The 14,033-nt window shown below is 44.5% G+C and carries 12 protein-coding genes; 5 read left to right on the plus strand and 7 right to left on the minus strand.

Annotation, left to right across the window (positions count from 1 at the left end):
• Positions 1–255: 255 nt before the first annotated feature.
• The 4 genes from DK187_RS17765 to DK187_RS17780 all read right to left on the minus strand — a co-directional run bounded on the left by DK187_RS17765 (position 256) and on the right by DK187_RS17780 (position 3,489).
• Positions 256–1,377 (minus strand): Fic family protein, encoded by a 1,122-nt coding sequence (locus DK187_RS17765; protein WP_111608670.1) that lies wholly within the window; start codon positions 1,375–1,377, stop codon positions 256–258.
• Positions 1,378–1,643: 266 nt separating this feature from the next.
• Entirely contained in the window at positions 1,644–1,946 is a 303-nt protein-coding gene (locus DK187_RS17770) for a helix-turn-helix domain-containing protein (protein WP_024025639.1), read from the minus strand.
• Positions 1,939–2,271: a type II toxin-antitoxin system RelE/ParE family toxin gene (locus tag DK187_RS17775; RefSeq protein WP_229676505.1), complete on the minus strand. Its 333-nt coding sequence runs from the start codon at positions 2,269–2,271 to the stop codon at positions 1,939–1,941. Before DK187_RS17775 ends, DK187_RS17770 begins: the two co-directional genes overlap by 8 nt.
• 261 nt (positions 2,272–2,532) lie before the next feature.
• The gene (locus tag DK187_RS17780) at positions 2,533–3,489 is read right to left on the minus strand and encodes a DMT family transporter (RefSeq protein ID WP_111608672.1); all 957 of its coding nucleotides are present in this window, start codon (positions 3,487–3,489) and stop codon (positions 2,533–2,535) included.
• A gap of 136 nt (positions 3,490–3,625) precedes the next feature.
• Here DK187_RS17780 and DK187_RS17785 point away from each other — a divergent pair, with 136 nt between their 5' ends.
• The gene (locus DK187_RS17785) at positions 3,626–4,090 is read left to right on the plus strand and encodes an Lrp/AsnC family transcriptional regulator (RefSeq protein WP_111608673.1); all 465 of its coding nucleotides are present in this window, start codon (positions 3,626–3,628) and stop codon (positions 4,088–4,090) included.
• An 84-nt stretch (positions 4,091–4,174) separates the two neighbouring features.
• On the opposite strand, the gene DK187_RS17790 is transcribed toward DK187_RS17785, so the two are convergent.
• Entirely contained in the window at positions 4,175–5,788 is a 1,614-nt protein-coding gene (locus DK187_RS17790; RefSeq protein ID WP_111608674.1) for a methyl-accepting chemotaxis protein, read from the minus strand.
• A gap of 305 nt (positions 5,789–6,093) precedes the next feature.
• Between DK187_RS17790 and DK187_RS17795 the strand changes: the two genes are divergently transcribed.
• Positions 6,094–7,419, plus strand: coding sequence for a DUF2868 domain-containing protein (locus tag DK187_RS17795; protein ID WP_162623552.1), 1,326 nt, complete (start codon positions 6,094–6,096; stop codon positions 7,417–7,419).
• A gap of 3 nt (positions 7,420–7,422) precedes the next feature.
• On the plus strand, positions 7,423–8,781 hold the full coding sequence (locus DK187_RS17800) for a DUF3482 domain-containing protein (RefSeq protein ID WP_111608676.1): 1,359 nt from the start codon (positions 7,423–7,425) through the stop codon (positions 8,779–8,781).
• A gap of 3 nt (positions 8,782–8,784) precedes the next feature.
• Here DK187_RS17800 and DK187_RS17805 read toward each other — a convergent pair whose 3' ends face one another.
• Entirely contained in the window at positions 8,785–9,507 is a 723-nt protein-coding gene (locus tag DK187_RS17805; protein ID WP_111608677.1) for a 1-acylglycerol-3-phosphate O-acyltransferase, read from the minus strand.
• A gap of 45 nt (positions 9,508–9,552) precedes the next feature.
• Positions 9,553–11,862 (minus strand): bifunctional diguanylate cyclase/phosphodiesterase, encoded by a 2,310-nt coding sequence (locus DK187_RS17810; protein WP_111608678.1) that lies wholly within the window; start codon positions 11,860–11,862, stop codon positions 9,553–9,555.
• Between the two features lie 172 nt (positions 11,863–12,034).
• On the opposite strand from DK187_RS17810, the gene DK187_RS17815 reads away from it, so the two are divergent.
• Entirely contained in the window at positions 12,035–13,111 is a 1,077-nt protein-coding gene (locus DK187_RS17815; RefSeq protein ID WP_111608679.1) for a carbohydrate kinase, read from the plus strand.
• Positions 13,108–14,013 (plus strand): pseudouridine-5'-phosphate glycosidase, encoded by a 906-nt coding sequence (locus DK187_RS17820; protein WP_111608680.1) that lies wholly within the window; start codon positions 13,108–13,110, stop codon positions 14,011–14,013. Before DK187_RS17815 ends, DK187_RS17820 begins: the two co-directional genes overlap by 4 nt.
• Positions 14,014–14,033 lie beyond the last annotated feature (20 nt).

Raw genomic sequence — 14,033 nt, forward strand, 5'->3', positions numbered from 1 at the left:
TTAAATCCAGAGCAACACAAAGACGCTGCTTAATTATTTTAGGCGACAACTACCTTGAAAGACGCCGTTATGGGTCATTTATTATTTCCTTAAATTGCTATACCAAATTTGACTCTATCTTTGACGCTTCAGCTAAAAAAACCAGTACGGGATTTATATTTTGGATTCGCAGTCGGAATCGGAATATCTTCACCGTCTTCCAGCAAGAGTTCAAGATGAAAAAATATCACCTCTTTAGCCATTTCTAGCCACTACCTATACCCGAACTAAGTTCATTAGCGGCTCGAAAGAATACAAAGCAGGTCTTCTACCTGAGGCTTCTTCCAATGTATTAATTATGCCCTCGTCTAAAAGCGCTCTTGTAAATCTGGCCGCGCTGGCAGCAGGAATTCCGCTGTGAGATGTGAATTTATTATTCCGAAAGACTGGGTTAGTGAAAACAAAATCCAATGCCGTTACACTCCATTTTGAGGATAGAACATCCGAAAACTTCTGTTTCATTTCCTCGTACAATGCTCTTATATTTTCAGCGATTGCGAGATTTTTTATGGCTTGCTGCTCAATCGCCTCCAGAAAGAATGAACACCATTCTTCCCAGTTTCCGGTTTCTGATACATGCCTCATAATATCAATGTATTGGTCTTTATTTTCTTCAAAATAACCACTTACATAAAAATGAGGCGCAGAGATTGTTTTTGACTGCCACAACATCAAGGTAATTAGCATGCGGCCAATTCGGCCGTTACCATCTTTAAAAGGATGTAGTGCTTCAAATTCGATATGCGCCATGGCGGCTTTTAGTAATGCAGGATCACGACTATTCGTTATATAGTCAAAAAGATTATCTAAACCGTCTTGTAGCTGTTCAGGCCGAATTGGGACGAAAAGGATTTGTCTTTTCCCCCTATCAGCAAGATAGTTTTGTTCAGTCTTAAATTCACCTGGGGATTTTTGTGCACCACGACCAAAAGACAAAAGGCGCTGATGAATGGCTTTAACCAAAGACTGTGAAATAGGATATCCGTCAGCCATTGCACCCTGAGCAGCTTTTAACGCCCGTTGATAAAGAATCGTTTCTATGACTTCTGAGCGTACATTTGAGGTGTCCGAGGCCTCACTTTCATGGTCCGCCTCATACTTTAGAATTTCATCCATTGTACTAACGGTTCCTTCCATCCTAGAAGAGATCACAGCTTCTTGGTTCCTAAGTGGAGCGAGCAATATTTCGCTATTGTGCATATTCTTTAGCATCTGATCATAACGAGCAATGGCATCCGTCGCTTTGATAATTCCATCAATGAAAGTCACATAATTCAGTTCTGCAGGAGGAAACTTGTCGTAATGGTAATGGACTGCATTTTCTAAATTTAAATTCATACTCAAAACCTCTAACAAAGACAAAAATTGACTCGATCTATCAAAGACGCCACACAGTATAGGCTCTCATTTTTAAAGAAAAATGAGAGCCTATCAATTTTGACACGAATTAATGAATGACAAAAGCAATTGTCTCTCGCTTTTATAGAAAAATGAGAGACTAATGGGTTTGATGTACATAAGTGAGAGACAAGAAACGTACTACCTCATTTATTGCTGAAAGTGAGATACAAAGCTTTCTACAAGTTAAGGTTAATTGGGTAAGGCTAGGCAATAACCTCAATCCCTTTTCGCTCCACAAGAGACAGCATTTTCAGCGCTGCGCCTCTGGGTTTGCTTTCACCCTGCTCCCATTTTTTAACCAGCTTATCACTGACGTTTAGGTATTGTGCGAAAACGGGTTGAGAAAGGTTATTGGCTAGCCTTAGTTTTTTGACTTGTTCAGGCGTGAAGTCATGAATAGAGGTTAAGCATAAGGTATCAAACTGACGCATGGTGGTTTTATCAATCGCACCTGCCTTTTTAAGGCCTTTGGCTGTCTTATGAACAGACTTTAAAATATCACTCATGGCGATCTCCTTCTTGGCAAGCTTCTACTTTGATTAACTCTTTCGAAACTATCAAACTTTCTAGTTCACTTTGGCTAAAACTAATAAATACTTGGGCTAATTCTCTTAGCGCCATTTGCTCTTTTTTGGTGATGTTAGCTCGTTTGTTTTTAGCAAAGGCATACAAGAAAAAGTATTTTTCACCAATGACAGCGCCAATAATCGTTCGATAGCCACCACTCTTACCTTTGCTCTGTGTTGCCACTCTCTTTTTATAGAGAGCGCCACCTAGGTCAGCATCAACTAATCCTCTCTGGATCTCATCACATACTTCAATGAGATCCATATCAGACAAACGATCTTTTTTAGTTAAAGAACAAAACTCTTTCGTTTTATAAATAAAAGTATACCCTCCTTGGGTAGCATTTCAACAACTCGCAAACATCATGTAGCGCTTCGTTGCTGATATATGTTCATCCTTAAATGCTTCCAATTGATCTTATTAAAGTTTTTGGAAGAGCACCATGCTGAGTTTATTTTCATACCTAAAAAAACAAAACCCCGCTTACCATAGGGAAGCGGGGTTCGGTATTGCGAATTAAGGTAGCTAACGCTTTTTAAAAATCCCGCTGGCGATGACGACGCCAATGCTGACGAAGATGAGTCCGGCAATGGAGTAGCCTTCTAGGTGTTCGCCAAGTACTGGGATGGCGATGAGGGCAGCGAGTACTGGGGTGAAGGCGCCGATGGCGGCCATGTTTTCTGCGCCGAGTTTTTGGATGGCGTAGCCGTAGGAGAATCCGGTCATCAGGCCGACGAGTAAGCTTTGCACGAGAATTTGCCCTGCCAACATATCCCAAGAGGCGTTAACTAAGCCGCTGGAAGCCAATCCAGTTGCCCATAAAAACGCCAGCGCGATCAAGGAAACCAAGCCCATCAACGCCGTTGATACAAAAGGCGGTAAGCCAGCGATGCGCAAACTCACGGTATACACAGCCCAAAAGAAGCTAGCAGCAAGCAATAACAAATCCCCTTTCCAGGTATTCTCAGGCGCGGTAAGCAGCGACAAGCTGAACAACACCAAAACGCCTGCACAGACAAAACTCAAGCCTATTTTGCGTTCACGGCTGACTTTTTCTTGATAGAAAAGCACCGCCAGCAAGGTCACAAAGAAGGGGAAAGCGCCAAGGATTAACAAGCCAGCATGAGACGCGGGGGCGTATTTCAAGCCTGTGGCACTTAGGTAGAAAAACGGTAAGCCTGCACCACAAACAATCCCCAATAAAAGTATGGGAGAAACGGCTTTAACTTGTGCTCTGGCGCGCCACAAAAAAGGCAACAACAATAAAGCTGGCGGAGAAAATCGCAGTATACCTAAATCAAAGGCAGTCAAAGTGTTGGTCATACCAGCACGCATACTGACCAACCAAGAAGCCCAAATTAAAATACTCACGAAGGCTGCTAACAAACCAAGGCGGAAGCCCCAACCCGTGGCGTATTGTTTGTATTTTGGTGACTCTTGAGCGGACATGGATGATGTGTGTTGTGTGACGGTTTGCGGCATAACCACCTCGCAGGAAATCGATAAGATTATTATCTGCCTTTACCCGCGAGCATGTCCTTGCTATTTAGCCTCATAAAAGGCTATTTTTTAGCACATAACACCCAATTAAAACCAATTAATTACTAAGTATGCCAATATGGATAAAACCGATCTAGACATTCTCTCCCATTTACAATCCGATGGCCGTCTGACCAACGTTGCCTTAGCGGAAGAAATTCATCTATCGCCCTCGCCTTGTTTACGCCGCGTGAAGCAGCTCGAAGACACGGGGGTGATCGAGGGGTATCACGCTCGCATTGATCGTCAAAAGGCAGGATTTTCCATGACGGTGTTTGTGGAAGTGCGTTTGAAAAGCCATGCTGGCGACAAACATATTGTGTTTGAAAAAGCGATTTTGGCGATGGAAGACATCATCAGCGCGCATTTGGTGTCTGGCATTGCAGACTACCGGCTCGAAGTAGTCGCGGTGGATCTACAAGATTACGAACGCATTCTGAAAGCCTTGCAGTCCTTGCCTCATGTCAAAGACATTCAAAGCCACTTTGCTATTCGTTCAGTAAAAACGGCGGCACCATTGCCTCTAAAGAGAATGTCCACATAAGATCTCAAATGGGGCTTAATAAACAACAAAACCGCTTATCTGTCGATAAACGGTTTTGTCTGTGGAGAACGCTTTTCGTTGGCGCTATACCTTAAAGCTGCCTACTTGTTGATCTAATACTTTATACAACTGAGTGATATCTTTCGCTTGTTGTGCCAACAAGTCGGATACAGACTGAACCGAATCGGTTTGATCTTTCAACGACACCATGTTGCGATTGATATCATTCGCCACAATAGATTGCTCTTGCGTCGCTTGCGCTGTTTGCGCGGCCATTGCTTGAACTTTTGCAAAAGACGCCTGTATGCCACTAAAGATTTTAGTCACTTCACCAAAGTTGGTAACCGTAGACTCAGCATTGTCACGACTGTTTTGAATCGCTTTAGAGGATTCTGTGACATTGATTTTTAATTGTTCAATCATGCCTTCAATTTCATTGGTACTGTCTTGGGTACGGGTCGCCAAGGTACGAACTTCATCCGCAACCACCGCAAAGCCTCGACCTTGCTCACCTGCGCGCGCTGCTTCTATCGCCGCATTCAGTGCCAACAAGTTAGTCTGTTCGGCGATATTGCGAATCACTTCCAAAACAGAGGCAATACTTTCTGAGCTCTTTTGCAACTCACCAGAGCGACCAAGGGCAAGCTCGATATCTGCCACTAGCGTAGTAATGGCATGTTGAGATTTATTGACTGCGGCCATACCACTTTGCGTCAAATTATTCGAATTTTTCGCCTCATCCGCTGTATCACGTGCTACCGTCGCCATTTGTTGATTGGACATATCCATTTCATGACCAGCACTGACAATAGAAGCAGAGGCATTCGCCAATGCTGTGGTTATTCCAGAAGTTTTACTCGCAACCTTATTCAGCTGCCCTGTCATTTCTCCCAAGGAATCAGACTGTTTGTGAATGCTGCCGATAATCCCTCTTAGACGATCCACAAAGTCGTTAAACTCTTTGGCAAGATCACCTAGCTCATCGTCAGTCGAAAACTTGATACGCTGCGTTAAATCGCCATCGCCCTCGGATATTTCACGAATACGATGCGCCAAGTACGTCACTTGGTTGGCTAATGTTTTCGGTGTTCTGTAGCTGAACCAGGCCGCGATAAATAAACCTAAAAGAACGAGAGCAACCGCAAACTCTTCAAACACAAAAACTTGTTCCTCAATACGCTTTTTCGATAGGTCTGCATGAGCATTGACCGCTTCGCCAGCTTTATCCAGCATATCCCTTAAGGCCTGAAAATCAGCATTGGCCTTTTGCTCTGCCGCCTCAAACCCTGAATCATCTGATTTTAAAGCCACAAAAGCGTTGGACGCATTTAGCCAAGTATTAAAAGCCCTTTCAAACTCACCAAACGGCTGAAAAACCTGTGGCTCATTCACCAAATACTGACGGAATAAATCAAATCGATCTTTGACTTGCTGGGCGTTTTCAACACGATCTTTTTCTTCTTCAACAAGATTGCCTATACCAACCACAATACGTTGCTCAGCCAGCTTGGCTTGGTAAAGATCTCGATCCGCGTTTAAAATGACAGCTGAGGCTTTTCCATAGGACTCAGCTTGTGTATTTAACGCGGCGTTTAGTTGGTTAATGATGTATCCCATCGATACGGATGCAACCAAGAAAATTACACTCATAATCAAAACAGGTACCGAACTTTTCACCCTAATCGAATTCAAACGCATTGCTTTGTCTCCTAACAAAAACTATCGCTTTCAAATATGCAAGGCATGATAGAGTTGTTGATACTTATAAGGCAATGCGGTTTAACAATTACCTACATTTATACTGAACTCAATAACGTATTAATACGTTTCTATTGACCTAGCTCAATAAAAACTAACTCATTGACTTAATTTGTTTTATTTTTAAAAAATGCACTTTCTTTAGTGTAAAAAACGCTATTTTGCTAGAGCAAAAATCACTCAGAGGATAGGATACTTGCTTCCAAAAACGTCCAATAAAAACCATGACAAGAGTATTCCATAGCATGACTTTTCCAACACCCAGTGCAAAACTCGCTCTCGCGGCTTGGTTAGAATCTCATACCGAGTTTCGACTCTCTGCGCAGGCAAATAGCTTAACGGATGCACTTAAAGACTTAGAAACGTCTCCCAAACCGACAAGTTATTTGACGCAATTTAGGCAATTAAAGCGCTATTTCAATCGTACTATTTTTGGCGTACTGATGGCGTCCTTGATCTTAGGGTTAATGGCAGTGCCACCAGCCTTTGTCACCAACCAAAGCAGTCAAGTGAACATTTTCTGGTTGTTCATTATTTTACTGGGCTTTCACGCACTGAACGTTATGGTGTGGAGTGTCACCATGATGGCCACCATGAGACAACATACAAACAGTAAGGGGATGCTGCTAAACCTGTTGATTTTCTTCAACAAAAAAATCAGTAAGCACTCACACATTAATAAAGATGTCAGTGAAGCCTACCTACACTGGCAATGCCCAACGCATTCTAATAAATGGCTAATCGGCAGTCTTTCCCATGCTGCATGGGGCTGTTATCTCTTAGCTGGCTGGCTGATGACCTTGTTATTATTGCTCACCAATCAAGTCAACTTTGTCTGGGAAACGACCTTATTGAGCGATGACGCTTTTGTTCAATTAACACAGACATTAAGCCTCCTCCCCCAGTGGTTTGGCATCGCGCTACCAAACCAGTTTGATATTCTCGCAAGCCGAGTGGATCTCGTGTCACAAACGTCTGTCACAAGACAACATTGGGCCAACTTCCTGCTCGCAAGCATTATGTTTTATGGCGTCTTGCCACGACTAGCATTCACCATCCTCTGCCTAAGTATGTATCACATTACACGCGCAACACGGCCGCTTAGTACACAAGAAAAAATCATTCAAAATCGTTACCAACAACAAGAAAGTCACAATCGACATATTTTGGATGCAGACGATCATAAAGACACAAGCAAAAGCATCCATGCCGACACGACACAAGATGGCACACTGTCAGATAGCGCGTTCTCTCAACGCTGGGCCCTATTTGAATGGAGTGAAGCCAAACCCGATAATTTAAGTAATACGCGCGCTGTGTCCTTGTTAAACAGCCGAGAAGATCAGGACCAATTTTTAGCCTCATCCAACGACGAGCCTATTTATATCTTGGTCAATGGCAGACAAAGTCCGGACCGAGGCATAAGACGCTTTTTCTCCCAAGCCCGCATAAGGTATCCTGCTATCGTTATGGTGATATTAGACGACGGCAAGGACAGATTTGTCGAAGATTGGCAACGCCTTGCCAGAGAAACAGGTCTGTCTTCCACTCTTCTTTCGAAAAAGGACTAAACCGTGTCGATTTCCCTTTTAGTGGTTGGCCACGCAAACACAGGCAAAACATCACTGATTCGTACTTTGTTACGCCGTCAGGACTTTGGCGATGTTAACGATAGAGCTGGCACCACTCGACATGTGGAAAGTGTCAAAATAAAAATCGGCCAGCAATCGGTCATGACATTGACCGATACACCTGGATTTGAAGATTCAATCGGTCTTTGGCAAATCCGTCACTCGCCCACATTTCAATCTTTCCAAGGTGCGGACTGGCTACAGCCCTTTTGCGAGAGCCAATTTGCCCAAGACGAATTCGAACAAGAAGCAAAAATTCTAAAACAACTAACTAAAGCCGATATCATCTTGTACGTCATTGATATTCGCCAAGCACCGTTAGGCAAATACCTTGATGAACTGGCCTTGCTAGCCAGCGCCAATAAACCCATTATTCCTATTTTGAATTTCAGTGCGACGGTCAGCGCGCATACAGATGCCTGGCGCAAGGTCTTAGCAGAACGTCATTTACACGCCGTCATAAAATACGACACGGTGGCCTTTTACTTTGAAGATGAAAAACGTCTTTACCAAAGTATTCAAAGTTTAATGCCAGAAGACTACGACACCATTGCTCATCTTATTCAATCTCGTGAAGAAGCGGCTCAATTGCGCAAAACCATGGCCAGCCGTCAATTAGCCGAGTTAATGTTAAAAGCGGCCAGCACTCGTATTGAATGCTCGAGTTATCCACCAACAGACGATGAATCACGCGCTTTTGAAGACAACGTACGCTCACTAGAAAATCGTTTTATCCGTCAACTTTTGCGTCTTTATGAATTCCAAGAAGAAGACTTGGTTGCGACGCCATTGGCCATTCAAAATGACCGCTGGCAGCAAGACATATTTGCAAAAGAGACGCTCAAAGAATGGGGGATCGAAAGTGGTACCAGTGCGCTAACAGGCGCAGCCATTGGCGCTGGCATTGATGTGATGTCAGCAGGATTAACGCTTGGAACAGCCACTACGATTGGCGCCTTACTTGGCGCCACATGGAAAACAGGGAGGCATTACAAAGACACACTGAAAAGCAAACTGACCAACCGCTACTATTTGTGCCTTGATCACGCCACGCTAACGCTACTGTGCTTACGAGGATTAAGTGCCATTCACCACCTACATCAGCGTGGTCACGCGACGCAGCAAGCCTATGAACTGAACTCTCAGACACAAAATGATGACCTAATCGCTCAACTAAAGCCATATTGGAAACAAGCGCAACAGCGCCCAGAGTGGGCAACACAAGATCTACCGGATACACATCCAAGCGTGCTAGATTTACAAAAACGCTTAGAAAAAGCCATTGAGCAAAATAGCCATTAACGATTAGTGAGTATGAAGGAGTTCGCTATCTAATCGTTGCTGGGTGGCCTGCATCTGCTGCTCACATTGTTTCATCAAACCGACCACGTCGGTCTCTTGCAATCCGGAGGTATCAATGGGAGGTAACATTTCAACCAGCACCTTGCCATTGTGCCAGCGATTTAAATGCACTTGGTCATGGGTACTGCTACAAACAACAGGAACAATAGGAACACCCGCTTGGACCGCGGCATGAAAAGCACCGCGTTTGAAAGGCAACCAGCCGCGCCCTCGGCTGCGAGTACCTTCTGGAAACATCCAGATAGACAATCCCGTTTTGGTCATACTAGAGACAATTTGATCAATGGTGGCAATCGCTTGTCGCCGATTTTCTCGATTGATCAGGAAGTTACCACTGGCCCAGTACAAAATACCGAAAAAGGGAATCCAACGTAAGCTGGTTTTTCCAACGGTCACCACGCCTTTGGGCACGACCACGGCTAAAGTAAATAAATCAAAGTTGTTCTGATGGTTCGCCACATAGACGGCTTGAGGAATGTTTTTTGCGGACTCCGCCACTCGACCTTCAACCGATAAACCGAACAGAGGGCCCACTTGCGCAAACACTCTACCCAAATAATACACACGATTTTTCGACCATAGCGTCAATAGGCAAAACACAATACCAAACAGCGTGACACCTACCACCAACAATAAGAGCAATGTCATCCGTAGCAAAAGCAACATATTGAAATAAACCTCACATTAACAGCGTGTAAGATTGATTAGGAGTTAACGCGAGTGAAATGCCTCACGCCATTTATAAAACTCTTCTGCGACCAAGGGCTTAGAAAAAAAGTAGCCTTGAATTTTATCACAATGATATTGGTTTAAGAGCGCCACACCCTCCGCATTTTCAGCCCCCTCTGCCGTCACTTGAAAGCCCAAGCTATGGGACAGTTCAATCGTCGCTTTGGTGATGAACTCATCCCCCTTGTTGGTATCAATGTACTGAATAAAGGCTCGATCAATTTTCACTTCATTCACTGGCAATTCACGCAAATACGATAACGAAGACTGGCCTGTACCAAAGTCATCAATAGCCAGATGAATACCCATTTCTTGCAACGCTTTTAACACACTAATGACTTTTACCCGGTCTTTCATCACCGCACTTTCGGTGACTTCAAGAGCCAGAGCGCGTTCAGGCAAACCGTACGTTTTTAATGCCTTAGCAACCGTATCGGGTAACGCTTCGTCTAAAAGATCATGAGCAGATAAGTTGACCGCAACACGAATTTCCTGCCCTTGTGCCCACCATTGACTCAGCTGTGATAATACCGTATTCAGTACCCACTTAGTGAGCACCTGTATATTACCGGCATGTTCTAACAAAGAGATGAACTCATCGGGTGGGAGAAAACCCAGTTCGGGATGAACCCATCGAATCAGCGCTTCCGCCTCATGACAATCGTTTAACACCATTCCAACCTTAGGCTGGTACACCACAAACAGCTGATTGCTTTCCAGCGCAATAGGCAAATCTCGAATGATCGTCAGTCTACGGCGATGATCTTCATCCTGACCCACTTTGTAAAACACACAAAGCTCGCTCTCTTCTCGTGCCTTATCAGCCACAATATCCAGCCGCCTCATGGCGCTATTCACACTGGCCGTCGCATGCTCAAAAGGCAGCACCGCAATACTAATATCCAATCGAATACTAGAACCTTTTTCCACCTCGAACTCATCATATAAAAAACGCTTCAAATCACTGCAATCTTGGCAAGCTATGTCTTTGTTGGAAATCACTAAAAACTTATCCGCACTCATCCGTGCCAACATTAGGGCGTCTTTTTTCCAGTATTGTTGAAGGCGCTCAGCCATTTTCGACAACAAAACATTGCCAACATCAAAGCCCAGCATATTATTAATTTGCTTAAACTGGCGAATATTCAGTAACACCAAAGCGCCTGTGTTTTTTGGCAAAGCTTCACTCAAATAGTGTTCAACGGCACTTTGATTAAATAACCCCGTCAGTTGATCGTGAGATGCCCGATAAGTCAGTTCTTCTTCACGATTAATAATCGATTCTTGCATGACTTTCATGGTGTTGGACAACACCCCAAATTCACCAGAGACTGATGGCGCTTCAATACTGTCTTTGCTGGACCCGCGACCAATTTGCGACGCATATTCCACTAACCGTCCAATCGGCTGCGTCATATTTCGAGCCAGCGCCACACCAAACAACAAAGCCAACGCCAACGCACCCGTAAAAATCAATATAAGCTGACTACGGGTATTATTGTAGCTTTCTAACCATGGTCCATAAGGTAGATGAATAATGCCCCATTGTGTTGGAATACCTAAATCCACCCCCAGAGACAAATATTTTTCATCATTAGAGAAAACGGGATACTCAAGAACGCCTTTAATGTCACCAATACTATTAAAAAGTCTCGCTTTTTCACTGTTTGGCAATGTGGAAGAACCCGCCAGCTTTTCTTCGCCATTGGTCTCATAGACAAAGCTAATATCTAGCCCTGTGACGTTTTTTATTTGTTCCGCCAAAGCTTGGTCTAACGAGAAAGCCATGCCCACCCAAGCAATGACATTGGGGGCCCTCACTGGCACTAAAACCAGCTGATAAGCGCGATTGTCAAAATCGATCATAGTACTGATTGACGCCCCACCAGAACGACGAGCAGACAACACCAGTTCAGAGATGGTATTGCTCATATCGACTTCTTGAGTAACGGTAATGACCTCGCCTCGAGGTGAAACCAGCAGCGAAATATCCGCATTAATGCGGGCACCATGATTTTGCAAGACAGATTGTAGTGTGCCTGTTTCTCGTGTTGCGACAGCTTGTTTAAAACCAAAATCTGACGTTAATATTTCAACGCCTTTGGTCAACTGCTCTGCACGCGCTTCCAGTAATAAATCAAATACTTTGCGCGAGACATCGATTGAATCCACCCCCTGTCTGTAATTGTCTTTTTTTAACGATGACAGCACAGCCAAAGCCGTGCCCAACTGGGCCAGCGCAAGCAGTATTAAAACAAACATGATCAGTCGTGCTTGAAAGCTTTTCAACACTCTAAAACCTCTTTGATGCTAATGACCTAGGCTGCTGAGCATACGCTCAAAAAACACGCATATTTATGGATAATAGGGCTAATTTAAATTGTATGCCATATTCTCACAAACGATCTTGTATTTGCGCAAATAATAACATAAGTTATTGTTTTAAACTTTTGTTATTTGCCTTATGAAAGATCAAACATATCGAGTTTATCAAGCCATCAAAGTCGATCCGCTTGCGTCACAACAAGCCATTGCAAATCGACTCAATATGAGTCGAGAATCCGTCGCTGGTCATATCATGCAGTTGACTCGACAGGGATATATCTTAGGAAAGGGCTATCTGTTGGCTGAGCAAAACACGTATGTTGTTTTGGGTGGGGCCAATGTGGACATCAATGGCCATAGTAACAACAGCCTACACTCGCACGATTCAAACCCAGGCACCATTAGCCAAAGTCCGGGCGGTGTCGGACGTAATATTGCCGAAAATTTGGCACGTTTAGGCGAACACGTACATTTGATCGCCCCCATCGGATTAGATCAGCGTGGCGATTGGCTTATCGAACAGACCCGTTTGAGCGGTGTGGAAACTCACAACGTCCTACGTCATGAAACGTTACCCACAGGCACCTATCTCGCCATCAATGACAGCAATGGCACCCTACAAGCCGCTATCGCTGACATGCGCATTATCGACAGCCTAGAAGAACAAAAACTCCGTAGCAAACAAGCTCTTTTACAGAGTGCTCATCGTATTATTATCGATGCTAACTTACCCGCTGACATCATTGCTTGGCTCGCCCAACAACCACTATCCGCAGACTTTATCGCAGATGCGGTTTCCACCGCTAAAGCGCCACGTTTACGGACGATACTGCCAAAGTTAACCCTACTCAAAGCCAATCAAGATGAAGCGAGGGCCATTCTTGATTGCGCAGAAACCCATCCAGAAACGCTCGCAAAAGCCTTGGTTGATGCTGGGGTGGACGAAGTCTTACTCAGTTTAGGCAAGCAAGGCGTGCTTTATGCAGACAGCAAACACACGATTAGGCAAGCGTGCTACCCAACTCAAGCCGTTAGCGACACAGGCGCTGGAGACGCATTACTCGCCGGCTACTTAAGCGCTTGCCAACAAAACATGAACCTAAATCAATCACTGTCTTTTGCTCTAGCTTGTGCTGCTATGACCCTAGAAAGCCCTCATGCCAATAACCCAGAACTGACTCTTCAAACTGTCACCCAATGGATAGAAAAACAATGAATGAATATTTAGATATACACCCAGATGTGGCGGCAGCGCTTGCCGCAGGAAAACCCGTTGTAGCGCTAGAAAGCACTATTATTTCTCATGGCATGCCGTGGCCACAGAACGCGGAAACTGCCAAAAAAGTAGAACAAATCATTCGTGATAATGGCGCCGTGCCTGCCACCATCGCCATTATTGATGGCCGTCTCAAAGCGGGATTAAGCAATAATGAAATAGACACCTTAGCGAAAGCCGGTTTGTCCGTCACCAAGTGCTCACGTCGTGATTTGCCCTATGTCGTGGCGAAGAAACAACATGGCGCGACAACGGTCGCGGCCACTATGATCATTGCGGCCATGGCTGGCATTAAAGTGTTCGCCACTGGTGGTATTGGTGGTGTTCATCGCGGTGCACAGCAAACCTTTGATATTTCTGCAGATTTGCAAGAGCTGGCAAAAACCAATGTTGCCGTTGTCTGTGCTGGTGCAAAATCCATTCTAGATCTTGCGCTCACTCGTGAATACTTAGAGACTCAAGGCGTGCCCGTATTGGGCTACAAAACAGATACCTTGCCTGCTTTTTACACCCGAGAAAGTGACCAAACGGTCGATTATAATATGACCTCAGCGGAGGAGATTGCCCATTTCATTAAGGCAAAATGGGCAATGCAATTACACGGCGGCGCGATTATCGCTAACCCTATTCCTGAAGAATTTGCTATGGATAAAGCCACTATTGACGCAGCAATTAATCAAGCATTACTAGAAATGGAAGAACAAGGCGTCGCTGGAAAAGAGTCCACACCATTCTTGCTAGCACGTGTAGCGCAACTAACCGGCGGTGACAGTTTGGCAAGTAATATTCAGTTGGTGTTTAACAACGCACGTTTAGCGGCCGAAATCGCCTCCGCACTTTAACCAAACAAACGACATGGCAA

The organism is Marinomonas arctica, assembly GCF_003259225.1.
GTDB classification, from domain to species: domain Bacteria; phylum Pseudomonadota; class Gammaproteobacteria; order Pseudomonadales; family Marinomonadaceae; genus Marinomonas; species Marinomonas arctica.